We start from the raw sequence: 25,386 nt of genomic DNA on the forward strand, positions 1-25,386 counted from the left end.
TATAAAAAAGGAGCAGAAATTTCTGCTCCTTTTTTATTTAGTTTCTGTTCTTAATTAAAAGCCAGCCGTTATAAACTCTTCCGTCTGAAACTTTGATTGTATACCAGTAATTTCCTGTAGCAAGAGGATTTGAATTGTATTTTCCGTCCCATTCGAATGGTTTTTTGGTAATTGTTTGTTTAAAAACAATTAAACCTTTTCGGTCGTATACTAAAATCTCCGTACTTGAGTAATTTTCCAGTCCTGCGATTCGCCATTTATCATTTGTCCCGTCTCCATTAGGAGTAATCATATTCGGAATATTGAATATTGAGAAATTTTTCTCTCCGATAATACATCCCAATTTTGTTCTCACGTAGACTTTATACTCACCTAAAGTCAGATTTGAAAAAATATTAGAATTTTGCCAGTTTTGATTATCTAAAGAGTACTCATAATTTCCGGGTGATGACATGATTACCGTTGCAGCATTATTTGCAATATTTACCGAAACAATTTCTCCCAAAACTGAATAAGTTAATTGAATACTGTCTGTATTTTCACATCCGAAACTATTGGTGACTTTCACCCAGTAAGTTCCCGGAGTTGAAACGGTAATAGTCTGATTGGTTGCGCCTGTACTCCATATATAGCTTACAAAACCACCTCCGGCATCCAATGTTACCGTTTTTCCTCTACAAAAATCAAAATCTTCAGGAAGTGTAATTGCAGGTTTGGGATTTAAATGCAATTCTAAAATTATATTGATAAAACATCCATCTGCGGTTGCAACTTTTACATTAATAATATTGGTTCCGATATTTAAAGTATAATTTGAAGGATTTGCAATCGGATTTCCAAGTTGATCTGTGTAAGTGAAAATGTAGTTATTCGGATTTGCAATTATATTTGACTGGTAGGTTGTCAAATTCACAGCCATCGTATTTGCTGTAGAAGTATTACATAAAGTTTCTCTGTAATTATTTGCAGGAACGTTATTTTGTGATAAAGTAACAGAAATACTCAATTTTTCAGACTCGCAATTGTTGAGCGTTTGTGTCACAAAATAGGTTTGCCCATGAACCAATGGGGTAGTGAGTGGCAAAATATTTCCAGCTGAATCATAATAAATCAAAGTCGTGCCGTTAGACACTAAATTTGATAATTTAGGATTTGCCGATGAACAGAAGTCTTGTGTCAAAGCTGCTGTTGGTTTTGGGGTGTTGTTTACGGTTACTTGAATAGAAATTTTAACACTTTCGCAACCATTGATTGTTTGTGATGCAAAATAATTCTGTCCGTTCACAAGTGAAGTAGTTAAAGGCAATATATTATTTGCTGAATCATACCACTTTATATTTTGACCTGTGATCTGAAGATCCGATATTTTTGGTTGATTGGTTGCACAGAATATTTGTGTTGCATTTGCTGTTGGAAGCGCCACTGCTGAGATAATTACATTCTGATTTTGTATAGCTGTATTACCATTCCCATCATTATAAGTCCAATGAACAATGTGTGTTCCTGGAGTTGAGTATGAGAGTGGATCTGTTGTTGTAGCTGTAATTGTTCCTGCACAGTTGTCAGTTGCAGTCGGGAAAGTAGAAATTACAGTGTTGCAATTTCCTGTAATGTCCGGAAGTTGTGCAATAATTGGAACAGGAGGAACATTGTCTCCCACTATAACATTTACAGTAAAACTTCCGTCACAAGCTCCACTTCCTGTAATTTGGCAAGTATATGTTCCTGCATTTGCTGCTGTAGCATTTGGAATTGTTGGATTTTGTAGATTAGAGGTAAATCCGTTTGGTCCTGTCCAATCATATGTTGTTCCGCCAGTTGCAGTTAATTGAATATTTGAATTAATGCAAACGGGGGAGTTTGAAGCAACCATTCCAGTCGAGGTACAATCTTGGAATTTTGCAATGAAAACATCATTAGAAGGATGTCCTCCAGTTTGTTGAAATGTTCCGGGAGTTGCAATACCTGTAGTATTATTACTCGACATACCTGTAAAGTAAATATAATTTTCATTATCTTTAGTAATATACCCTAATTGTGTTCCTCCGTTTCCACCGTAGAAAGTTCCCCATTCTTTTATATTGTTTTGATTATATTTAATCATATATGTCTTTATGTAAGGTCCTGATGTAAGCATATATGCATTTGGAGTTGCAATTCCCTGTTGATTTATTTGAGCGGAAAGACCTGCCATAAATACATTTCCTGTATCATCAATATAAGCTGATAACTGAGTCTGATGTTGAACTGGATAACCTGCTTTGACAATAGTGTTGTTGGCAAGGTTTATTCTCCAAATACCTGCAACAGTATAAGGATTGGCAGTGACTACCGGAAATTCACCCGCCAAAATTAATGTATTGTTAACAATTCTCGCTTCCCAAACATATTCCTGAATAGAGTCACCGTAATAACTTGATCGCAAGAGAGTTCCTGATTTTGAAAATTTTAAATATAATCCGTCACTTACTCCTCCAAATGTAGATTGAAAAGGATTTATCATTGGAATATTTTGAGAACGGGTAGCTCCAATTATTTCTAAGTTTCCAACTGATGAAAATATATTAAAAATTGAAGTTGAGTGATCTGATCCTCCAAAAAATGATGACCAAACAGTATTTCCTGTTGTAGCATCCAATTTAATGATGTAACCATCGGTGTAACCACTCGGACTCAATTTTGTAGGTTGTGAAGCATTTAATACAGGAAAATTAGGACTCATTGTATGTCCTCCGATAAAAACTTCATTGCTGTTATAAGAAACCGTAAACAGATCTTCCGGTGAGTTTCCAATGAAATGTTTTTGATAAATCAAAGCTCCGTTCTGATCGAATTTTGCTAAAAAAATGTCATCGTTACTTCCTATTCTATTTATTTGACCTCCAGCATAGACATTAAAGTTCTCGTCAAAATCTATACTCTCAAATGAATCATCTCTTAGTGTTCCAAAATAAGTTCCCCATAATTTCTGTCCATCTTTCGTTATTTTCATTAGAAAAGCATCAAATGCACCAACAATATTTGTTTGAGAAACTCCAGAAGTCGCAATATTTGTGTTGCTATTGGTTGCTCCATAAAGATATCCTTTATTTTGAATATCGGTTTTATATCTACCGTAATCTTCGCCAAAACCACCTGCGTAGCTTCCCCAAATTCTCGTAGGAACAGGATCAATGACAATTGTTTTATTTGAAACATCAATTTGAGAATTAAATCCAAAGACCTGTTCACCTAAATCTTTAAATGATACTGTGATATTTTCTCTGCTTTTTCCTTCAATCCAGCTTTGCGGAATGTTTTCCTGCATATCTCCGAAACGAACTTTCATTAGAAGTTTATTGTCTTCGATAGAAGCCGGAGCACCGTTAAATTTCATTTTAATATCAGAAACTTTTCCTCCCGGATTTATAATGAAATTGTATTCTATTGGTTTTAAACTATCTTTAGGTTTGAAGAACACTAAATCGATATTGTTGTAAATATTTTTATATACAACTTTTTGATAGCGATGAACATTTGTTACTCCATCTGGTTTATGTGTCAGATTATAGTAATTTTCATAATCAGCTGATTTTCCCTCCGCAATTATTTTAGCATCCTTGTTAGAATTAATCAGGTCAATATCTACTCTGTGAAAAAGGTTTTCATAGGTATATTCTTCAATATTAAAATCTGTTTTGTTAACCGCAAGATTTTCTCGGTCTTTATTAAAATTAGGATTTAGAGTTTTTTTTGTTTCATAAACATCATAAGAAAATCCATTAGAACGTAACTGAACATTCAATCCCGCAGAATGATATAAGTATTTCACATTTTTGTTTTCATTTCCATCTTGATCAATGATCTGACCTTTATTTTCATAGAAATGATATTCATTGTTTTTCTGAAATTTCTTCTGCCCAAACAAAAAAGTACAACAAAAAAGAGTGAAAACAAATAAAATTTTTCGCATCGGTTATTAATTTCCGCAAATATATTAAAATCATTCGCTTTTGAGAGTTAATAAATCATGAACAGGTGAAAGTATCTATAAATATGATTCATATCATAATAATTCTCTTAATTATTTTGTTTAACAATTTTGTCAAAACAAATGATTGATATATATTTGCACAAAATTGTTTAACAAAAATGTCAAAACAAGAAAAAAAAGATCAAACACAGGAATTAATCAAGGAGACTGCGAAGAATTTATTCTTTGTTCAGGGGAAATTTAATGCAACTACTCAGGAGATTGCAGACGAAGCTGGTGTCAACCGTACGTTGATCAACTATTATTTTCGCTCAAGAGATAATTTGATTCAAATCATTTTCGATGAAGCTCACAGAGTTGAAAAGGAAAAATCTGAAATTATTATGAATTCTGATCTTCCATTTAAAGATAAAATTGCAAAATTCATCGATGGAAGTTTATCTACAAGCCTTCAATACCCATACCTCGAAACTTATATTGTATCGCAAATCAACAAAGGAAGCTGTCATAAAAAAGATGTAGAAGAAAAAGAATTAAAAAAGCTTTATGAGGATATCGAAAAGGAAATGCAATTGGGTAACATCGAAAAAATGGCACCTGTACAGTTTCTTCTCAATATGGTTTCGCTATTGGTGTTTCCAAGTGCGGTTCGCCCCTTATTTTTAGAGAATTTAATGATTACTGATAAAGAATTTGATCAAATCATTTCGGAACGAAAAGATATCATCCTTAACATGCTTTTTAAAAATTAATTAAAAACTGTTAAAGTATTTATAAAACTGAATCGTCCTTTAGGGATAAAGTACCTCAGGAAAGCAACTATAAAAAAATAAACGAAGTATAAATTATGAATAGAAAACGTATAACTGCAAAAAAGCTAAAAATTGGGATAGCTGCAGCATTTATGATTTTCGGCTCTTCATCTGCCTACGCACAACAACAGGTGTCGTTGCAGGAAGCCATTAAGCAGGCTTTGCAAAATAAAGCAGAGGCTAAAAAAGCGGCTTTGCAGATCAAAAAAGCTGAGTACAAGATCGCCGAAGCGAGAGCAGGTGCATTGCCACAGGTAAGCGCTACTGCAGGATTGACTTACAACCCGATCATTCAGGAATCATTATTAGAATTTGGCGGACAAAGAATCCGTGCACAATTGGGACAACCTTGGAGCTCAAGTGCAGTGGTTACTGTAAATCAGGCAATTTTTGACCAAAGAGTTTTTACGGGTCTTAAAGCTGCAAAATCTACAAGAGAATTTTATGTTTTAAATGCCCAGCTTTCTAATGAGCAGATTATCGAAAATGTTGCAACTGCCTATTATCAGGTTTTCGTACAGGAAGAAAATCTTAAAACATTAAACGTAAGTTACACCAATACCGAAAAAGTAAGAAATGTAATCAAAAGTCTGGTTGAAAATGGTTTGGCAAAAGGTATTGATTTAGACAGAACCAATGTTCAGCTCACCAATATCAGTGCCAACAGACAGCAGTTGGTAAATGCGGTTGAGCTTTCAAAAAATTCACTCAAATTTTACATGGGAGTTCCTATTGAAACCGATATCGAGCTTGAGGAAAAAACAATTGAGCCAAAACCTGAATTGGTTGCCGGAACTGTAGATTTAGATACAAGAACAGAAGTGAAGGTTTTACAGAAAAACAGAGAACTTTTGCAATTTAATAAAAAAGCGACAGAAGCTTATCTATATCCGACAGTTGGTTTACAGGCAAATTATGGTTGGGGAGGTCAGGGTTCTAAATTTCCTTTGACGAATGGTATCAATAATGGAGTTCTCTGGAGTGATTATTCAGCAATTGGTTTAAATATAAATATCCCGATTTTTACCGGTGGTGCTACAAAATCAAAGATTCAACAGGCTGAAATTGATATTTTAGATATTGATCAGGATATTCAGAATACACAGCTTTCTTTAAGCCTTGACTATAAAAATGCAATCACGAATATTGAGAATTCTTTAATTAATATCGAAAGCATGAAAAATAACGTTACTTTGGCCGAAAAAGTTCAGAAAGACACTCAGGCAAACTATCAGTACGGTTTGGCAACGTTGACAGAGGTTCTTGATTCTGAAAATGCTTTGACAGATGCAAAACAGAATTATACAACTGCATTATTAGATTACAAACAGGCTGAAATTAAATTAATCAAAGCCAAAGGCGAACTTAATACATTACAAAACCCACAATAAACTAGAATGAAATCTTTTAAATAGATTCCATTGACATTAAAATAATCATTATTACAAATGAAAAAAACTTTAATATACATCATCGTAGCTGCAGTACTTATCGGTTTGGCAGCCTGGAAAATTTCCGACAACAAAAAGAAACAGGAAACTGAAGTAAAAGAGGTTGCAAAGCAGGTTGATAAGATCAACGTCAATGTAATTACTGTTACCAGAGAAAATATCAACACAGATTATTCGGCAAATGGAACTTTTATCCCAAAACAGGAGATGAATCAGTCTGCTGATATTTCAGGACGTGTGGTAAGTGTTTTCGTTAAAGAAGGATCTAGAGTTGGGGCCGGACAGGTTTTAGCAACAATCAAAAGAGATGCAATTGAAGTAGACGTTACTCAGGCTCAGAATAATTTGCAGAATGCCATTGCAGATAATCAGCGTTACGAAAATGCTTACAAAACAGGAGGTGTTACAAAACAACAGCTTGACAACTCAAGATTGCAACTGAAAAATATGCAGGCTGCAGTAAGAGCACAGGGAGTGAAAATCAATGACACAAGCATCAGAGCCGGAATCAGCGGTACGATCAACAAAAAAATGGTAGAGCCAGGAATGGTGGTTGCACCGGGAACAGCCTTATTCGAAATTGTAAATATCAACAGCCTGAAACTGTCAGTTTTGGTAGACGAAAGCCAGATCGGAAGAATTGCTTTGGGCCAGGAAGTGGCAATCAATGTGAACGTTTTACCTGAAGAATCTTTCACAGGAAGAATTACATTTATCGCTCCGAAAAGTGATGCTTCTCTTAATTTCCCTGTAGAGATTGAAGTGCAGAACAGAGGAAACCTAAAAGCAGGGATGTACGCAACAGCTTTATTTAAAACAAATAACGGAGCAGAAACTCAGAATATGCTGACTGTTCCTGCTGAAGCTTTTGCAAATGGTGTAAGTTCAGGACAAATCTTCATCATTCAGAACGGTACTGCTAAAATGATTACTGTGAAAACCGGAAAAGTATATGGCGACAAAGTTCAGATCATCAGCGGACTGAATGGTGGCGAACAGGTAATTACAAGCGGACAGATCAACCTTGATAACGGTTCAAAAATCAATATCGTAAAGTAACAGAAGATGAAGTTAGCAGAAATATCCATTAAAAGACCATCCCTGGTTATCGTATTGTTTACGATTCTGACTTTGGGAGGTTTATTAAGTTACTCCATGATGGGGTACGAGTTGATTCCGAAGTTTGAAACCAATATGGTGACAATTTCTACCGTGTATCCCGGAGCTTCACCTGCAGAGGTGGAAACTTCGGTGACCCGGAAGATTGAAGATGCCGTAGGTTCTTTGGAAAACGTAAAAAAAGTAGAATCTTCTTCATACGAAAGTTTATCGGTAATTATGGTTCAGCTGAACACAGGAGCCGATGTAAACTATGCTCTGAATGATGCACAGAGAAAAGTAAATGCAATTTTGGCGGATCTTCCGGAAGATGCAGATCCCCCATCCCTACAAAAGTTCTCATTAGATGATCTTCCGATCATGACTTTGAGTATTACCAGTAACAAACTGAATAATAAAGAGCTTTACGACCTTTTAGATAAAAAAATAGAGCCTATTTTCTCCCGTGTAAACGGTGTCGCTCAGGTTGACCTTGTTGGTGGGCAGGAGAGAGAAATTCAGGTAAGTTTAGATGAAAAGAAACTGCAGGGTTACGGGCTTTCTATCGGAGATGTACAGCAGGCAATTCTTTCATCCAATTTAGATTTCCCTACGGGAGCTCTTAAAACAAGAACTTCAAGATCTACCATCAGACTTTCAGGAAAGTATAGAAATGTAGAAGAGATGAATAATCTTGTGGTTTCTAATAAAGACGGAGCGCAGGTTCGCCTTTCTGATATTGCGACAGTTTTTGATACACAGAAAGATGTAGAGAAAGTGGCAAGATTCAATCAGAACCCTACTATTTTGATGCAGATAAAGAAACAGTCAGATGCCAATGCGGTGTCGGTTTCAGAATCGGTTCAGAAGACCATTGCTCAGGTTCAGAATAATTATAAAGCTCAGGCTGTCAACGTTAGTATTGTAGATGACTCTACAAACTTTACTTTAGAAGCTGCAGATCACGTAATTTTCGATTTATTCCTTGCGATTATTTTGGTGGCAGTAGTAATGTTATTATTCCTTCACAACATCAGAAACGCATTCATTGTAATGGTTTCGATTCCGGTATCTTTGATCGCAACCGTGATTGGGATGTATTTAATGGGATATACCTTAAACTTAATGAGTTTATTGGGACTTTCATTGGTAGTTGGTATTCTTGTGGATGATGCGATTGTGGTTTTGGAAAACGTTTACCGTCACATGGAAATGGGGAAAAGCAGAATTCGTGCAGCGTACGATGGAGCTTCGGAAATCGGATTTACGGTAACGGCAATCACGATGGTAATTGTAGTGGTATTCTTACCGATTGCGATGAGCTCAGGATTAGTTTCTGATATCCTGGCGCAGTTTTGTGTAACAGTGGTTATTGCGACAATGTTCTCATTATTGGCCTCATTTACTATCATTCCTTGGTTATCTTCAAGATTTGGTAAATTGGTTCATTTGACTGGTAAAAATCCTTTTGAGAAATTTATCCTTTGGTTCGAGAAACAATTGGAGAAATTCACACATTGGATTTCCGGAATTCTTGAATGGGCTTTAAAATCAACATTAAGAAGAGTTATGACAGTAGTGGTAACATTCATTATTTTGATCTCTTCATTTATGTTGGTGGCATTCGGATTCATCGGAGGTGAATTCTTCCCTAAAATGGACAGAGGTCAGTTTCTTGTTCAAATGGAATTACCAAAAGATGCTTCTGTAGAAAAAACCAATCAGGTTACTTTAGCTGTTGAAAAGTATCTTAGAAATGATAAAGATGTTGTAGATATGATCACCACAGTTGGTCAGCAGTCATCAGGATTTGGTGGAGCTCAGGCAACATTGTATCAGTCAGAAATTCAGGTGATCTTGGTAGATAAATCTGAGCGTAATGAAAGTACAGATATCAAGTCTGCAAAAATTAAAAGAGCTTTAGAAGAAAAATTCACAGGAGTTGAATTTAAAACAGCACCAATCGGATTAATGGGAGCAGATAATGCACCGATTGAGATGGTAGTAACAGCTCAGGATAACGCAACGGCAAATAAGGAAGCAAACAGAATTTTAGCTTTACTTAAAAAAGTTCCGGGATCTGTAGATGCTGAATTATCAACTGACTCCGGAAACCCGGAAGTGCAGGTAAATATCGACAGAGATAAAATGGCTTCTTTAGGCTTAAATCTTTCAAGTGTAGGACAAACGATGCAGACTGCATTCAGTGGAAATACAGACGGAAAATTTAGAGCAGGAGAGTATGAGTACGATATCAACATCCGTTTTGGTGATGCCAATAGACAATCGATTGATGATGTAAGAAACCTGATGTTTACTAATCCGCAGGGAGAGCAGATCAGACTAAGTCAGTTTGCAGATGTGAAAATGGGATCAGGACCGAGTTTGTTGGAACGTAGAGATAAAGCACCATCTGTAAAAGTAAAATCTAAAGTAGTAGGTCGTCCTGTAGGAGATGTTGCTAACGAATGGGCTGCTCAGTTTATGGAAAACGAAAAAACAAAACCTGCAGGAGTAAGTTACATCTGGAGTGGTGATATGGAAAACCAGACAGAAGGTTTCGGTACTTTAGGAATCGCTTTATTGGCGGCTATCGTATTGGTTTATCTGGTAATGGTTTCGTTGTATGACTCGTTTGTTTATCCGTTTGTGGTATTGTTCTCAATTCCTTTAGCATTGATCGGAGTAATGGTAATCCTTGCGATCACCGGAAATTCACTAAACATCTTTACGATGTTGGGGATGATCATGTTGATTGGTTTGGTAGCGAAAAATGCGATTATGATTGTCGATTTCGCCAATATGAGAAAAGCAGCCGGATCAAATACGCACGACGCTTTGATTCAGGCCAACCACGCACGTCTTCGTCCTATCCTTATGACGACGATTGCGATGATCTTCGGTATGATCCCGATTGCGATTGCAAAAGGAGCCGGAGCCGAGATGAACAACGGTCTTGCTTGGGTAATCATCGGAGGTCTGACTTCTTCATTATTCCTTACTTTGATTATTGTTCCTGTAGTGTATTCACTATTTGATTCAATTCTTAGAAGAATGGGTAAAGGCGAAAAAGTAGATTATGAAGCTGAAATGAAAGCTGAATATGAACACAGAGAACTAAGTGAAGACGGATTTACTCCGAAACACGTAGATTAATTTAACAGCTTTAGTTAACCTAAAAGCGCATCAGAAATGATGCGCTTTTTTTGTTTTAATGTAATACAATATTTTTCCATTCAGTTTGTCATCCCGTAGGGATCTAAACCCGAATCTCTCAAAACTAAGATCTAATAACTTTGTATAGATCCCTACGGGGTGACAAACTAAACGTATGACTTTATTGAATTGAATACCTTTGCGATGTCAGCTGAGCTCTCGAAGTATCTTTGCATATATAAATCTATATTTTATCCAAAAAAAAGACTTCCAGAATGAACTGAAAGTCTTTTTTTATATTGTATATGGGAAATTAGTCCGCCATTACCTCACCAGATTTTCTAAAGATAAAATTTCCATAAATGTGTCTTCTGGCAAAACGGCTTGGAGAGTCAGCGTTCACCATTTTGATATAGGTATTTCTTGGAACTCCGATGTATTCAAACATTTTCCCGTTCAGATGCTGAACTTTCAAAATCGATTTTTCAAGATAAAAATCCTGAATATTAGATTTCGTGATCGTTTCAGTATATTCTTCTTTGTATTTTTCCTGAGTTTCGGGGTTGATGCTTACCAAAAAGTGATAGGCTTCAATGATCGATTTGCTTTTTTCTTCTGCAGCCAGTTTCCCTTCTTCATCATTTATAAATTTATCAGGATGCGTATCTTTCATCGTATTCCTGTAAATTGTTTTTAAATCTTTTAACGTAGCAGTATTATCTACTCCAAGAAGTTTTCTGTGTTCGCCTATTCTTTTCATAATGGATGATCCTTTTTACGGGATGCAAAATTAGGCTTTTTAATTGAGAAAATTGTAAGTTTTTGATTATTAATTTGTTTGGGAACAATATTTTAATTAAATTTAATAGAACATTTGATGAAAGAAGTTCTAATGAAGTATTATTAACTCTTATTAATGAAGATGATTTCAGGATTCTTACCATCAAGATCTCTTTTTGATCTGCCAAATAATCCAACTTCAAGATCATTTGGAGATTTGTTTTCAATTTCAGTGGGAGAAACATAGGTGTACATTCCGTATCCGTGACCTGCAACAATCCAACCTTCGGTTTTTAATAAACGGATTGTATTGAAATCTCCTGCAGGTCCTCCTGCAAACACAGGTCCGAATTCTTTCATCATAGCGATTGCTTCATCATTAATATTTTTCACCTGTGTAATATCATCAAAAATAATGTAGGTGCCATTTTTGAAAAGTACCCAATCCTGAAATTTAGGGCTTATTGATAATTTAACATTTTCAATTAATTCTTTCTCACTCATTTTATTGGATTGTTTTTTGGGAGACTGATTATTTATTGTGTCATTAATTTGTACTTCAGAATTAATATTTACAACCTCTTTATTCTCCATTTTTGGATTACAAGAAAATAGTAAAATTAATATTGAACTTACATAAATATTTTTCATGATTTTATTTTCTTTTGAAATTCAGCAAAAGTCTTAAAACTTTTCAAAATCAAGTTTTTTTAGTTTTCCTGATCCAAATAGGTCAGTTTAGCTTCTTTCAAAAACTCATCAAAACTCATTTTTTTTGCAGCTTTAGAATTGGTCAATTCAAAAAAATAAATAACTGAGTTCGGAAGATTTCTATTTCTGGTTGATAATCGGAATCGTTTTACCTTGTCATTTACATTTAAAAATGGAAGCTCGGTAATTTTCACCGAAATATTATTTACATCAAAAGACGCTTTCGGATCTTTTTGCAGTTTTAAAAATCTTTTCTGAGTTTTGTCGGTCGTTTCATCGAGAAATTTATTCATTTGATAATCGGTCAGAAGTTGCGGATAAATCAATCCTTGCTGCAAAAGCGGAACAGTAAGTTTATCAGATTTGTCGAAGAATGTCACTTTATCATCAAAAAGAACCTGATTGTCTTTTGTCGTTATTTTTCCTTCAAATTTTTTATAATTTTTCTTTTTGTATTCATTTTTAAAATGCTCAGCAGCGTGTTGATCTTTTGCGTTCAAAACTTCTTTTTTCTGACCCAATGCAGCGACAGAAAATAATAAACCTAGTATCACATAAAATTGCAGTTTCATAATCTCTATTTTTACAATATTTTATAATCTATTTTTAATACGCAAATGTTGAAGGAGCATGATCGTTTTTGCATCTTTGATCTCACCAGAATCGATCATTTCGAGAGCTTTTTCAAAATAAATTTCAAGAACTTCAATATCTTCACCTTCATCTTCAAGACCACCGCCGTTTGTAATTTTCATTTCGCTTGAATATTCAGCAATAAAAAAATGGAGGATTTCTGTCACAGATCCGGGCGACATATACGCTTCAAAGATTTTCTCGACTTTTGAAATCTTATAGCCGGTTTCTTCTTCAGTTTCCCTTTTAATGCATTCTTCAGGATTGTCATTATCCAGTAAACCTGCACAGGCTTCAATCAGCATTCCTGTAGAATTTCCGTTAATGTAAGTCGGCATACGGAATTGTTTTGTGAGAATGACCGTTTTTGAAGTTGTATTATACAGTAAAATTACCGCACCGTTGCCTCTGTCATACGCTTCTCTGCTTTGGGTTTCAACCTTTCCGTCTTTCTTATGAATATTGAAAGTGATCTTTTTTAAAGTATACCAGTTATCTGAGAGAATTTCGGTTTTTTCAATATGTACGTTTGGATTTTGCATAGATTTTACAATCTTGATAAGATAAGTTTTTTTAATTATTTTTTATTTAAAAGGTCTTTCAGAGCTGATTTTAATTCCGGAAATTTAAATGTAAATCCGGCGTTTTGAAGTTTTTCCGAAGAAGTTCTGGAGCCTTCAAGCAATACGACAGACAATTCACCGAAAAGGATTTTCATCATAAATCCAGGAATATTGGGCATAAACGTGGATTTGTCTAAAACTTCCGCAATTTCTTTCGTGAAATTTTCATTGTCAGTATGTTGAGGTGCTGAAGCATTGTAAGCTCCACTCATATTTTCGTTTTTTAATGCAAATTTATATACCTCACAAAGATCATCCATATGAATCCACGGAATGTATTGTCTTCCGGTTCCGATCGGCGATCCGATGCCTAATTTTACTGGAACAGCCATCTTTTTCAAAGCGCCATCTTTTTCAGAAAGTACAACTGATGTTCGTATTTTTACGACTCTTTCTGCGATACCTTTTTCTGAAAATTCGTCTGCGGCTTTTTCCCAAAGAATAACGACTTCACTCAGAAAATCGTTCCCTTTTTCGTCTTCCTCTCTGAATATTGTTTGTGAAGTTATCGCACCGTAAATTCCGGTTGCTGAGGCAGAAATAAAAGATTTAAGCCGGATGTTTTTCTTTTGTAAAGTTCTGAAAATCAATTGTGCAGAATCAAAACGGCTTGAGATAATTTCTTTTTTGCGCTCATCGCTCCAACGTTTTTCAGATATATTGGCTCCGGCAAGGTGAATAATATGATTGACGTTTTCAAAAGCTTTTTCATCAATAGTTCCTTTTTCAATATTCCATTCAAAATCATTTTCATGTTTTTTAGTTCGTGTCAGAAAGCGAACAGAATATTCGTTTTCAAGTTTTTTAGCTAAAACTTTTGCGACAGATCCGCTGGCTCCGGTGATTACTATAATTTCTTTCATGTATTGATTTTGGGGATTCTTTTAATTCTTAACAATTAAAATATAATCTTCATCTAAAATTTTATAACCCTGATCGTAAACAAATTTGTATTCCGAACCGTTTTTATAAATCTTTATTTGTGTAAAATAATTAAAATCAAAACCTAAGCCATCAAGTTTAGATTTGACAATTTTGGTTTTTCCTTCGATATTGATTTCGCTCAAGATACGGTAATTTCTGCGGAGTTTATTGTTTACATTCCGCATCAGATTGCTCGAATCTTTATTTTGCTTGTTGTTGTAAGCATTTCTACAGGCATCATTGCAGAATTTTTTATCAGATCTTCCAATGATTTTTTCTCCGCATTCAAGACAGTTCATAATAATTAATTTTTCAAAGAGTGTTTGTGTTTTTTATGAAAAAGTTTTTTCCATTTATTGCTTGTAGGATAACTTCTGTTTTTTGTGATATTATTAAAAAATAATGCTACCAAAAGTAAAATAATACACCCAGATAAAACAGGAGACAACACGTACCAATATCCCAATTCAGGAATTTTACCTGTTGATGTCACCGCAATCAAAGCTGTTGCTCCACCAGGAGGATGGAGTGTTTTGGTATATTGCATTAAAACAATTGAAAGTGCAACAGCCAAAGGAGCGGAAAGCCATAAAATATCCGGAACAATCTTATAAATGGTAACACCTACCAAAGCTGAAAGTACATGACCACCGACAAGATTTCTCGGTTGAGCCAGTGGACTTTGAATCGCTCCGTAAATCAGGACACTTGATGCTCCAAAAGAACCGATCAGAAATACATTTTCCTGTTCGAATAAATACTGTGACTGCAAAAATGCAATAATTCCGATTCCGAAAAATGCGCCAAGAAACGACCAGAAATGTTCTTTATAATCAACGAGTGTTTCTTTATAAATCACATATTTTGATACACGGTAAGTTCTTCGCAGCGTCTTCTTCACAGTTTGGTATTAAAATTTAAATATACAAAATATCCATTTGAAAACGGATGGCAATTTCATTTGACAAATAATTTAGCTTGAATTAATTTTTTATTCTCAGAAAAAAGTTCCAATTTTGCGCCATCAATGGGGTGCTGCATGATTGCGGCTGAGATGATACCCGGGAATCTTCCACACCTGATCCGGATAATACCGGCGTAGGGAATTTGATTTTATCATCTCATCATTTAATTTTATAAAAGTTAATTTGATGCAGGAAATTTTACAACAGACAACCTTGCCTGAATGGTTTGGGGTCTTCTTTTCGGTTTTTCAGGTTTTATTGGCTCGAAAAAACAACTCAAACAATTATCTGTTTGGTATTGCAGGAGTTTCACTCACGCTTTATGTGATGATTACATCTAAACTTTATGCAGAGTTTACGCTCAATCTTTACTATCTCGTAATGAGCATTTATGGATGGCTTTACTGGAAATTTGGCAAGCGAAAATCTGAGACGGTAATCTCTGAAACAACAAAGCAGGAAAAATTAATTACTGCCGGAATTGTTATTGGAACTTTCAGCCTTTTCTGGTTTTTTCTGACACATTTTACCGATTCTGATGTTCCTGTTTGGGATTCTTTGGTCAGTGCTTTTGCCTGGGCAGGAATGTGGTTGATGGCAAGAAGAAAAATTGAAAATTGGATTTTATTGAATCTGAGTAATATTATAGCAATTCCTTTATTGATTCACAAAGACCTTTATTTGTACGCTTTTTTAACGGCTTTCTTGTTCATTGTTGCCATTTCAGGATATTTGGAATGGAGGAAAATAATTTATAAAAAAGAGAATGCTTACACCTGAAGAAATCAGAAAAGAAATGTTAGGAGCTTCTGAAGTTTCTGTGTCAATCATGAATCAAATTCATCATGAAAGATTGCTTCAGATTTGGGTTCCGAAAATCTATGGCGGATTAGGATTTCGCTTACGAGAAGGTTTGTCTGTTTTATTTGATTGGTCAAAAATCGATGGAAGTTTAGGTTGGATGTTAACATTATGTTCTGGAGCCAATTTTTTTTCGAGAAATTTACAACCAAATATTGCTAAAGAATTATTCTCAAACCAAGAAACCTGTTTTGGCGGAAGCGGAATGATAGGCGGAACTGCCGAGAAACAAGGCGACGGAACTTTCACGATCAACGGACTTTGGCATTTTGCAACCGGAGCGCCACATTTGAGTCATTTTACTTTAAATGCAAAATTAACTGAAAATGGAAATCCTTTATTGGATGAATCTGGTTCTGAAATCATTCGTTCATTTGTTATTCCTAAAGATCAGGTAGAAATTATTTCCAACTGGAAATCGATGGGAATGAAAGCTACCGGAACATATTCTTTTAAAGTTGATCATGTAAAAGTTTCGGAAGATTATAGTTTTGTTTACGATAAATTTTTCACGGATGATGTTTTAGATAAAATTCCATTCAGGATTTTTGCAGATTTGACTTTGCTGGTTAATTATCTTGGAATGGCGACACATTTTTCTGATGAAGCAATTAAAATACGACCACAACTTAACTTGAATGCATTTAATCAAAAAATAGAAGGGAAAAAAGAAACATTGCTACGTTTTGCCAATGAAATAGAAGTTTTATTGAATGATTGTGAAATAATTTCAAATGAAAAACAATTGGAAATACACGACTTTTCGACAGATGCCGTTAAAAGTTTATCTCATCAGATTTTGGAAATTTATTTTCAGTTGGGACTTCGGGCAACACATACAGATTCTGTAATTTATCAGATTTTTTGTGATTATTTTACGGCGACGCAGCATTCTAATTTTAGGAGGGAGTTTGATTTTGTAGTTTTGGATATTTGAAGTTTTCAATTTCATTTTTACATTTTCAAATATTTACTATTTCTTCATTTTTTACTAGTACGGAAGTATTATGATAAGAAACAATAGCATTTTTTTTATTCATATTCAGCCTCAATAAAACTGTCTTTGTCTTCTTTAAAAATTGTTAAATTTCTTTTTAAAGACAAGTATTATTTATATTGCTATTTAATAGTTTTGATTTTAATTTCTTTTAAATTGATTTTGCCCGCATTTGGTTCTGCATTATCAGCAAAGACTACCCATTTTATTTCAAAATCAGTTTCAAGGAAATTCCTATTTAATTTAATTTTTTTTATTTCAAATTTTAATCTCGGTAAAATTGGATCATAGCGAGATGGGCCATATTTTTTTTCACGATTTAATCCTGTAAATGTTATATCGACTAGATCTCGAATTGTATTATCGCATGAATATTCAAATTTTTCATCAATCAAAGAATCTTCATTTTCCTTTAAAAACATTTTGTTGAAAGTAAAATAAGCATTTATGTAATTTGCATAAACTTTTCCATTGTTACATGCATTAACATAGAGATAATAATATTCTCTATTTTCATTTTCTATTTTAAGAATTTCAAATTCTAAATCTATTTTAGGATATTTATTTCTATTGAGAATATCTTTAATTTCATAATCATACATTGGCTCAGAATTGAAATTAAATCTTTTATAATATTTTCTATCATTAGCTTGGTGAGCAGTATCGCTTTTTGGTATTTCAACCACATATATTACGTCATTTGGTTCGCTTATAGTAATTGGAGTTATTAATATGCCTTGAATTCTTGGGGTAATTCTTCCTTGAATTATTTGCTCAATCCATTCTTTAGAAATGACATTTCTATTTATTGAATCAATTTTATCTGGGATATGTTTATTTATTATATCTTCTTTTATACCATAAATTATTGTTCCTCCATCAGAATTTGCAAATGCAGAGATATCCTTAGATAATTCGTTCGCTTTTTTTTCGTTTTTTTCGAGTGAACCTGCTGCCTTATAATCAAGATGTAAATTTTCTTCAATTTTATTTTTGATATGTTCATTTATCAATTCTAAACTCCAATTTTCTGACATAGATATTTTTTATATATTCTTAATAAGAACTCAAATATACTTAATAAAAATATCAAGGTTAAAATATTGTTAATCTTTTATAAAACCATTTTCAAACGACTACAAGCGAATTCAAATAATTTTCTACCGATTAAATTTTCAAACCTGATGAATCTTTGCAACAGAGATTTGAGAAAACAGTGAACGTCTCTTATCTGAATTATTAATCTAAAAAAACATAAAATTATGTCACTAAGAAACAAAGTAACATTAATCGGTTACACAGGAAAAGAAGTAGAAATGATGACTTTCGACAATGGAACATTAAAGTCAACTGTATCGTTAGCTACGAATGATCATTACACCAATGCAAAAGGTGAAAAAGTAGAAGAAACACAATGGCACAGTCTTATAGCGTTTGGAAAAACGGCAGAGATCTTTCAGAAATATGTTCCTAAAGGTAAAGAAATTGCCATAGAAGGTAAAATCACATACAGATCGTATGATGATAAAGACGGAGTGAAAAGATACATTACAGAAATAAGAGTAGATGAAATTTTGCTTTTAGGCGGGAAATAAATGTTCAATTCTAAAATCACAAATGATGAATATAAAAGTTTTAAAAGTGAGAATTGCAGACGAATTTCTGCTTCAGGATCAGAAAATGATTGATGATTTTCTGAATAATCACGAGATCATAAAAGTGGAAACTGCTTTTGTGCACGATGAAAGTTTCTGGTCTGTCGTTTTATATTTTAACGAATATAAAAATGTAGTAACCAAAAATATTGTCAAAGATTCAAAGACGGCAAAATATTCTGCAGAAGATGAAATGCTCAATGATGATGAAATTAAAATTTTGGATGCTTTGAAACTCTGGCGTTCTGAAAAAGCAAAAGAACAAAATCTTCCGTCATATTTTATTGCCACCAATAAAGAATTGATTTCTGTCGCAAAATATAAACCTGCAAAGAAAGAAGAACTGCTTGACATCAAAGGTTTCGGAAAACATAAAATTGAAAATTATGGCGAAGAGATTTTGGAAATCCTGGAAAGTGTCTGAAATTTAAATAACATAAAATACAAATGATTAAATGAAAGGTCGGTTAGTAAAATCTCCGGCTTTTTATTGATTTAAAAGTCCTTTCAATTCCTTATTTTTGCAAGCAATTACTCATTATTTATTACATATTACCCATAAAATATGAAGCCAAGCTTAGCAAAAGGAACGAGAGATTTTACATCACTGGAAGTTTCAAGAAGAAAATACATCATCAATATATTACAGAAGAATTTTGAATTATTCGGATTTCAGCCTTTGGAAACTCCAAGTTTTGAAAATCTTTCAACATTGACAGGGAAGTATGGTGAAGAAGGAGACCGTTTGATTTTTAAGATTTTGAATTCAAGCATTAACGAAGCTAAAGATGATAAGAAAGTTCAGATGCAGAATGATTTTCAGAAAGCTTTAGATAAACCTTTCAGTTCAGAAAGTCTTACTGATAAAGCACTTCGTTACGATTTGACTGTACCTTTCGCAAGATTTGTAGCTATGAATCATGGTAAACTGACTTTTCCTTACAAACGTTATCAAATTCAGCCGGTTTGGAGAGCAGATCGTCCGCAAAAAGGAAGATTTAGAGAATTTTATCAGTGTGATGCCGATGTCGTAGGAAGCAAAAGTCTTTGGCAGGAAGTTGATTTGGTACAATTGTATTTAAAATCTTTTGCTGAATTAAAAGTTTCAGTTACGATTCACATCAACAACCGAAAAATTCTTTCAGGTTTGGCAGAATATGCAGGAATTACAGATAAACTGATTGATTTCACAGTTGCTTTAGATAAATTAGACAAAATAGGGAAGGATGGAGTTGTGAAAGAACTTTTAGAAAGAAATATTTCACAGGATTCTATTGATAAACTAGATTTCTTATTTAGTCAATCCAATGATGCTTTAGAAAATCTTCTTCAGCTAAAAGAAAAATTTGCAGGAAACGAAACAGGATTAAAAGGTGTCGAAGAATTGGAATTTGTTTTGACTCAATCTGTAAATTTAGGAGTTGATATTCAGAACTTGGTTTTTGATATTACTTTGGCTCGTGGATTAGATTATTACACCGGAGCAATTTTCGAAGTGAAAGCTGATGAAGCACAAATGGGTTCTATCGGCGGTGGCGGAAGATATGATAATTTGACTGAAGTTTTTGGAGTGAAAAATGTTCCGGGAATCGGAATTTCTTTTGGGTTAGATCGAATTTATCTGGTGATGGAAGAATTGAATCTTTTCCCTGAAGAAGCTGCATCAAATGTAGAATATCTATTTGCGAATTTTGGTGGTAAAGAAACGATTGAAGCATTAAAATTAATCATCCAATTAAGAGAAAAAGGAATTTCTGCCGAGCTTTATCCTGAAAGTACAAAAATCAATAAACAATTTACCTACGCAGAAAAGAAAGGGATTAAAAATCTGGTTTTCTTAGGTGAAGAAGAAATTAAAAATAAAACAGTAACCTTTAAAAATTTGGAAGCTGGAGAACAAAAAACGGTTTCTTTGGAAGAGTTTTTAGAGAAATAGAAATAAAAGAAGATCGTTATTAAATCATAATAACGATCTTTCTAATTTTTAGTACTTACTGTTTTTCCAATTATCACTAATCCATTTCATAATGTTTTCCTGACTATGAATATCGGATGGAACTTCATCTCTAATCATTTTTTCAATCTTTGTAGCTGATGATTTGTTTGTGAAATTCCATAGTTCACATAATTTGTTGATGAAATAAAGAATTTCATAACCCTCCATTCTGTTTAATAATGTGCTGTCTGGTTTGCCCGTAATTTTAGGGTTATCAGATGCTAGTGTTGTCCATGAATAATCTGTAAAATAAAGATCACTCCTATTAATTAATCCCATAATAAAAATTTTATTCAAATATATTTTGACTTAAATTATTTTCCTTACGGCTTTCCATAATGTAAAATAATTAAATTTGCTATGATTAATAGTTAAAACAAAAATACCAATGAGCGAAAAATCAAGACTTGAACAAATAAAAGACGAACTCGAAAAATTAGATATAAATCCCACATTTTTTGCAAGAAAAGAAATCCGTGAATTACCAAATATTCTTTCTGCAGACGAAAAAATAATCTATTTGGTCGAAGGAAGAAACAAAACGACAAAGCATCACATTGTACTAGTTGGAACCGACAGAAGACTCATCTTTATCGATAAAGAATTCATGTACGGACTGAAAGTTGAAGACTATTCTTATGATAAAGTAGCTTCCATTCAGTACGAAACTTCATTGATGTTAGCATCAATTGATGTGAATGTTTCTGGAGATATCGTAGAAATCGATGGAGTAGGAAAGTATGAAGCAAAATTGTTTTGCGAAAAAGTGAGAGATTTCATGTCCCGTCCGAAAGAATTTTCTCAATCTAAATTTGAACCAACTATTCTTGACCAGTTGGAACAGTTAGGAAGGTTAAAAGAAAGCGGTGTTTTGAATGAACAAGAATTTGTTGAGCAGAAAAAGAGACTGCTTGAAAAATTGTAGAAATATATGCTGAAAATTATTAATGCAAAGTGGTATTATTCAATTGTAATAAGCTTATTGATAAGCATTATTTGTCTTTTTGGATTTTCAATTCCCAATCAATACATTTTTTATCTTTGTTGTTACATTCCATTTTTGGTCTTTTTTGTAACAATTATTTTGGGAATAATAAGGGTATTTAAAAAAGAATATCTTACAGGTATATTACAATCTTGTGTTGCTTTTATTTTAGCTATCATAATATTCGGATTCTTTTCATTTTTTCTAATGTTTTACCCAAATGATTTCTTCGCAAACAATTTAGAAATTCCTAAAAATATAAAATTTGAAAAGCCTCTTGAAATTATATACGAAAAAGATAAACCTAAAATAAATGTCACTAAAGAAGATGTTATTTTATATGATTATTTCCAACCGGGTATTTATAAATATGATATTTTCTTAAACGGAATTGAAAAAGGAAGTGTTTATTTAAAAATCTTTGAAATTACAAATAATGAATTGCTTTCAGAAAAAGAGATCAAAGAAAAAGGTCAAATAGAGGTTGAAAATCATACAGATAAATTAAAGAGATTTGAATTAAAAGGAGATTTTAAAATTTATGAAGGAGATTGGGGAGACTTTTATGGAAGTAGAATTGAAGTTTGGTTTAAACCACAAAATATCAATAAGCCAGAAAGAAAATTACTGACAAAAAACTATATTGTTCAAGGTTGGATGAGATAGAATTAATTTAAAATTAGCAATAAAATTTAAATCATGGAAAACTATTTAGAAATCAATAAAAACTCATGGAACGCAAGAGTAGAACCTCATCTGGAATCAGATTTCTACTTTGTTGAAGAATTTCTTAAAGGAAGAACTTCACTCAATTCTATCGAACTCGAACTTTTAGGCGATATAAAAGGCAAAAGTATTTTGCATTTGCAGTGTCATTTTGGTCAGGATTCTATTTCGATGTCAAGGTTGGGCGCAAAAGTTACAGGGATTGATTTGTCAGATAAAGCGATTCAGGCAGCGAAGGATTTAACTGAAAAATGCGATACTGATACGGAATTTATCTGTTCAGATGTTTACGATCTTCCCAATATTTTAGATCATAAATTTGATATCGTTTTTACGAGTTACGGAACAATAGGCTGGTTGCCGGATCTTGATAAATGGGCAAATGTTGTCAGTCATTTTTTAAAACCTGACGGGGAATTCATCATGGCAGAATTTCATCCTGTAGTTTGGATGTATGATGATGATTTTAATGGAGTTGTTTACAATTATTTTAATGAAAAGCCAATTATAGAAACCTCTGAAGGAACTTACGCAGATACTTCGGCAGACATTGTGCAAGATTATATTTCCTGGAATCATCCTTTGTCTGATGTTTTACAAAATCTGATCAATAAAAATTTAATTGTTGAAAAATTTCAGGAATTTGATTGGTCACCATATCCTTGTTTTAAGCATGTTGATGAGTTTGAAAAAGGAAAGTGGAGAATCAATAAATTCGGAAACAAAATACCAATGGTTTACTCCATAAAAGCAAAGAAAAAGTCATCTTAATTGATGACTTTTTCAGTATATGAATGTAAATAATATTAAAATATGTTATCTGATCTTAGATATTTGAAGCAGTGTCTTCAACTTTAGTTTTAGCTTCATCAAATTTACTCTGAGCTTGTGAAGCAACATCATTTGCTTTAGATTTCAGATCATTCCCCCATTTGTTAAGGTTATCTTTTGCACTGTTGATTTTGTCTTTTACAGCTTGTTGCTCTTCCGGAGTAGATTTTTTGTATTTCCAATATGCAAGAGCTCCAATTCCTAGTAATGCTAATAATCCATTTGTCTTATTTCCCATGATTTCTGATTTTAAAAGTTATATTAAATTGTTATATAACTAAGTATGTAAAATACGTGCCAAAAAATAAATGGGATTGATAAATAAATGTTAAAATTTAATTAAATATTTCAAAATGTTCTCCATCAAAACTTGCGAATACCATTGTAGGATAAGAATCCTGATGATATACATTTCCATACTTATCAATAGCAATTGCTCCTGCAAAACCATCGATTGTTTTTAATTCTGCAAAAGTTTTATCAAAAGCCTGTTTTATATCCATTCCATCTGTTACTCTTGTGACGATCTTGGTTGAGGTTGCATTGCTCACAATATCTTCGCCGACTCCTGTACAGCTTACGGCACAGAATTCATTAGCGTAATTTCCTGCAACTGTTGCTGAATCTGAGATCCTTCCCGGAATTTCAAAGCCTTTTCCTCCTGTTGAAGTTGCAACAGCCAATTTTCCGTTTTTGTCAATTGCGACACAGCCAACCGTTCCTTTTCCGCCGTTGTTTAATTTTGCTTCGTATTCTTTTCTTCGCTGAGGAATTTCAGTTGAAAAGTCTTCAAAACCATGTTCAGTAGCGTAATTTTTAGCACCACTTCCACCCAAAACTCTGTCATCTTCTTTCATTAATTCTTTAGCAACAAAAATTGGGTTTTTCACATTCTGAATATTGATTACTCCGCTCATTTTCTGAGTTTCACCATCCATAATTGCAGCACTCATTCGAATAATTCCATCGCTTTGAATCTGTGAGCCAATTCCGGCATTATACAATTCATCGTCTTCCAAAAGTGAAACAGCATAAGCAACGGTATCAAAAGCTGAGTGTGATTCAAGATATTCGTAAGCTTTTTTAGCAATCTCCTGTAAAGAATTTTGCTTGGCGATTTTCACGTCATGACTTTGATCGCTTTCAGAGAAAAAACCGCCGTGTATTATGATTTTCATAGAGTTTATTTACTTTTAAATATATAAAAAAAGTGAAGAAATCTTCACTTTATACTTTATGTTTGAGGTATAGGATTAAACTGCGAATTTTCAATCGTTAATTTTCTTGTTGTTAAATCATAATGATCGTTCATAGACATTACGTGAACAGTAAGATTATCAATTGAAATTGGCTCACCCAAATTGATATTGGTAAGATTGGTGTCTTTTATAAATCTTCCGTCAACAATGATGACAAGTCCGGATCCTACAGCCGTCATTGTATCATTATAAATAAAAAGTCCGGTATCTTCACCTAAACCAATTCCTAAAGTTCTCGGATTGTTGACTACAGCCTGAAAAAGACGACCAATTCTGCCTCGCTGTACAAAGTGTGTATCAACGATCACATTGTCTATCAAGCCTAATCCTTGCGTAGTTTTTATTTCTCCTTTTAAAAGAGCTTCAGAACTGCTTCCCTGATAAATCATGTTTTCAGAAGCCGCAGCCGCACCCGCAGAAGTTCCGGAGTAAATAAAATCCTGCTCCATATACTTCAGTAAAATAGTATCGTGAAATCTTGTTCCGCCAAGAATAGAGGTCAATCTCAACTGATCCCCGCCCGTAAACATTACAACATCCGCAGCATTGGCTCTTGCAACAATAGCATCCGAGTTTGCCTCTTCACGGTTGTGAATATCAAGAATGTTAACATTTTTTGCTCCTAAAAATTCAAAAGCTTTTTTATATTCGGCACCCACAATTTGAGGGATCTGTGATGCGGTAGTGATGACCTCAATGATTGAGTTTTCTTTGTTCTTAGATTCGGTAATGATTTTTCTTAAAATTCCTCTTTCAAAGAAGTTAAGGTTTTTTTCAATATTCTGATCGTAATCGGTTTCAGAGAAACTGCCTTTATTAACAGCTCCACCGATAATAATTAATTTTCCAACAGGTTTCATAGCTGGCAAAGTTAGAAAATTATTAATTGTTGAGAAAATTTCAAGAGAGTTTTAATGTATTTGTATTGATTTTAAATTGATTGCAAAGTT

General features: G+C 33.6%; 25 protein-coding genes and 1 riboswitch. Of the genes, 12 read left to right on the forward strand and 13 right to left on the reverse strand.

Annotation, left to right across the window (positions count from 1 at the left end; all coding sequences use genetic code 11):
• Positions 1–37: 37 nt before the first annotated feature.
• Entirely contained in the window at positions 38–3,952 is a 3,915-nt protein-coding gene (locus tag K0R77_RS08625; RefSeq protein WP_300351182.1) for a T9SS type B sorting domain-containing protein, read from the reverse strand.
• Between the two features lie 179 nt (positions 3,953–4,131).
• Here K0R77_RS08625 and K0R77_RS08630 point away from each other — a divergent pair, with 179 nt between their 5' ends.
• From K0R77_RS08630 to K0R77_RS08645, 4 genes are all read left to right on the forward strand, one after another.
• Positions 4,132–4,725, forward strand: coding sequence for a TetR/AcrR family transcriptional regulator (locus tag K0R77_RS08630; protein ID WP_300351185.1), 594 nt, complete (start codon positions 4,132–4,134; stop codon positions 4,723–4,725).
• Between the two features lie 95 nt (positions 4,726–4,820).
• A complete protein-coding gene (locus K0R77_RS08635) occupies positions 4,821–6,176 on the forward strand; it encodes a TolC family protein (RefSeq protein ID WP_300351188.1) in 1,356 nt (451 codons plus the stop codon).
• A 57-nt stretch (positions 6,177–6,233) separates the two neighbouring features.
• Positions 6,234–7,295, forward strand: a complete 1,062-nt coding sequence (locus tag K0R77_RS08640; RefSeq protein WP_300351191.1) for an efflux RND transporter periplasmic adaptor subunit — start codon at positions 6,234–6,236, stop codon at positions 7,293–7,295.
• A 6-nt stretch (positions 7,296–7,301) separates the two neighbouring features.
• Positions 7,302–10,490, forward strand: coding sequence for an efflux RND transporter permease subunit (locus tag K0R77_RS08645; RefSeq protein ID WP_300351194.1), 3,189 nt, complete (start codon positions 7,302–7,304; stop codon positions 10,488–10,490).
• Positions 10,491–10,803: 313 nt separating this feature from the next.
• Here the strand turns inward: K0R77_RS08645 and K0R77_RS08650 are convergent, their stop codons facing one another.
• The 7 genes from K0R77_RS08650 to K0R77_RS08680 form a co-directional block, all read right to left on the reverse strand.
• The gene (locus K0R77_RS08650; RefSeq protein ID WP_263002222.1) at positions 10,804–11,250 is read right to left on the reverse strand and encodes a KTSC domain-containing protein; all 447 of its coding nucleotides are present in this window, start codon (positions 11,248–11,250) and stop codon (positions 10,804–10,806) included.
• A 143-nt stretch (positions 11,251–11,393) separates the two neighbouring features.
• The gene (locus K0R77_RS08655) at positions 11,394–11,864 is read right to left on the reverse strand and encodes a hypothetical protein (RefSeq protein WP_300351200.1); all 471 of its coding nucleotides are present in this window, start codon (positions 11,862–11,864) and stop codon (positions 11,394–11,396) included.
• A gap of 116 nt (positions 11,865–11,980) precedes the next feature.
• Positions 11,981–12,553: a hypothetical protein gene (locus tag K0R77_RS08660; RefSeq protein WP_300351204.1), complete on the reverse strand. Its 573-nt coding sequence runs from the start codon at positions 12,551–12,553 to the stop codon at positions 11,981–11,983.
• A 21-nt stretch (positions 12,554–12,574) separates the two neighbouring features.
• Entirely contained in the window at positions 12,575–13,156 is a 582-nt protein-coding gene (gene nudK, locus K0R77_RS08665) for a GDP-mannose pyrophosphatase NudK (RefSeq protein ID WP_300351207.1), read from the reverse strand.
• Positions 13,157–13,191: 35 nt separating this feature from the next.
• Complete coding sequence (locus K0R77_RS08670) at positions 13,192–14,100, reverse strand: TIGR01777 family oxidoreductase (RefSeq protein WP_300351210.1); 909 nt, start codon at positions 14,098–14,100, stop codon at positions 13,192–13,194.
• A 21-nt stretch (positions 14,101–14,121) separates the two neighbouring features.
• Entirely contained in the window at positions 14,122–14,460 is a 339-nt protein-coding gene (locus K0R77_RS08675) for a hypothetical protein (RefSeq protein WP_300351212.1), read from the reverse strand.
• A 5-nt stretch (positions 14,461–14,465) separates the two neighbouring features.
• Positions 14,466–15,062, reverse strand: coding sequence for an HPP family protein (locus tag K0R77_RS08680; protein WP_300351214.1), 597 nt, complete (start codon positions 15,060–15,062; stop codon positions 14,466–14,468).
• Positions 15,063–15,179: 117 nt separating this feature from the next.
• Positions 15,180–15,285, forward strand: a riboswitch (TPP riboswitch).
• A 24-nt stretch (positions 15,286–15,309) separates the two neighbouring features.
• On the opposite strand from K0R77_RS08680, the gene pnuC reads away from it, so the two are divergent.
• Complete coding sequence (pnuC, locus tag K0R77_RS08685) at positions 15,310–15,906, forward strand: nicotinamide riboside transporter PnuC (protein ID WP_300351217.1); 597 nt, start codon at positions 15,310–15,312, stop codon at positions 15,904–15,906.
• A complete protein-coding gene (locus tag K0R77_RS08690) occupies positions 15,893–16,924 on the forward strand; it encodes a hypothetical protein (protein WP_300351219.1) in 1,032 nt (343 codons plus the stop codon). The genes pnuC and K0R77_RS08690 overlap by 14 nt, the downstream gene beginning before the upstream one ends.
• 182 nt (positions 16,925–17,106) lie before the next feature.
• Here K0R77_RS08690 and K0R77_RS08695 read toward each other — a convergent pair whose 3' ends face one another.
• Positions 17,107–18,021, reverse strand: a complete 915-nt coding sequence (locus K0R77_RS08695) for a helix-turn-helix domain-containing protein (RefSeq protein WP_300351221.1) — start codon at positions 18,019–18,021, stop codon at positions 17,107–17,109.
• Positions 18,022–18,246: 225 nt separating this feature from the next.
• Here K0R77_RS08695 and K0R77_RS08700 point away from each other — a divergent pair, with 225 nt between their 5' ends.
• The 3 genes from K0R77_RS08700 to hisS all read left to right on the forward strand — a co-directional run bounded on the left by K0R77_RS08700 (position 18,247) and on the right by hisS (position 20,575).
• Positions 18,247–18,579 carry a single-stranded DNA-binding protein gene (locus K0R77_RS08700; RefSeq protein WP_300351223.1) on the forward strand — a complete coding sequence of 111 codons (333 nt, stop codon included), beginning with the start codon at positions 18,247–18,249 and terminating at the stop codon, positions 18,577–18,579.
• 25 nt (positions 18,580–18,604) lie between these two features.
• A complete protein-coding gene (locus K0R77_RS08705; RefSeq protein ID WP_300351225.1) occupies positions 18,605–19,063 on the forward strand; it encodes an HRDC domain-containing protein in 459 nt (152 codons plus the stop codon).
• 141 nt (positions 19,064–19,204) lie between these two features.
• Positions 19,205–20,575 (forward strand): histidine--tRNA ligase, encoded by a 1,371-nt coding sequence (gene hisS, locus K0R77_RS08710; RefSeq protein ID WP_300351227.1) that lies wholly within the window; start codon positions 19,205–19,207, stop codon positions 20,573–20,575.
• A gap of 48 nt (positions 20,576–20,623) precedes the next feature.
• Here the strand turns inward: hisS and K0R77_RS08715 are convergent, their stop codons facing one another.
• A complete protein-coding gene (locus tag K0R77_RS08715) occupies positions 20,624–20,914 on the reverse strand; it encodes a hypothetical protein (RefSeq protein WP_300351229.1) in 291 nt (96 codons plus the stop codon).
• Between the two features lie 109 nt (positions 20,915–21,023).
• Between K0R77_RS08715 and K0R77_RS08720 the strand changes: the two genes are divergently transcribed.
• The 3 genes from K0R77_RS08720 to K0R77_RS08730 are packed head-to-tail and all read left to right on the forward strand — an operon-like array spanning position 21,024 to position 23,117.
• Complete coding sequence (locus K0R77_RS08720) at positions 21,024–21,560, forward strand: PH domain-containing protein (RefSeq protein WP_300351232.1); 537 nt, start codon at positions 21,024–21,026, stop codon at positions 21,558–21,560.
• 6 nt (positions 21,561–21,566) lie between these two features.
• Positions 21,567–22,286 carry a hypothetical protein gene (locus K0R77_RS08725; protein WP_300351235.1) on the forward strand — a complete coding sequence of 240 codons (720 nt, stop codon included), beginning with the start codon at positions 21,567–21,569 and terminating at the stop codon, positions 22,284–22,286.
• Between the two features lie 33 nt (positions 22,287–22,319).
• Positions 22,320–23,117, forward strand: a complete 798-nt coding sequence (locus K0R77_RS08730) for a bifunctional 2-polyprenyl-6-hydroxyphenol methylase/3-demethylubiquinol 3-O-methyltransferase UbiG (protein WP_300351237.1) — start codon at positions 22,320–22,322, stop codon at positions 23,115–23,117.
• 55 nt (positions 23,118–23,172) lie between these two features.
• Here K0R77_RS08730 and K0R77_RS08735 read toward each other — a convergent pair whose 3' ends face one another.
• The 3 genes from K0R77_RS08735 to K0R77_RS08745 all read right to left on the reverse strand — a co-directional run bounded on the left by K0R77_RS08735 (position 23,173) and on the right by K0R77_RS08745 (position 25,296).
• Complete coding sequence (locus K0R77_RS08735) at positions 23,173–23,415, reverse strand: YtxH domain-containing protein (RefSeq protein WP_300351240.1); 243 nt, start codon at positions 23,413–23,415, stop codon at positions 23,173–23,175.
• A gap of 97 nt (positions 23,416–23,512) precedes the next feature.
• Positions 23,513–24,355: an isoaspartyl peptidase/L-asparaginase gene (locus tag K0R77_RS08740; protein WP_300351242.1), complete on the reverse strand. Its 843-nt coding sequence runs from the start codon at positions 24,353–24,355 to the stop codon at positions 23,513–23,515.
• A 56-nt stretch (positions 24,356–24,411) separates the two neighbouring features.
• A complete protein-coding gene (locus tag K0R77_RS08745) occupies positions 24,412–25,296 on the reverse strand; it encodes a cyanophycinase (protein WP_300351245.1) in 885 nt (294 codons plus the stop codon).
• Positions 25,297–25,386 lie beyond the last annotated feature (90 nt).

This window comes from Chryseobacterium sp. (genome assembly GCF_029240215.1).
GTDB lineage: Bacteria > Bacteroidota > Bacteroidia > Flavobacteriales > Weeksellaceae > Chryseobacterium.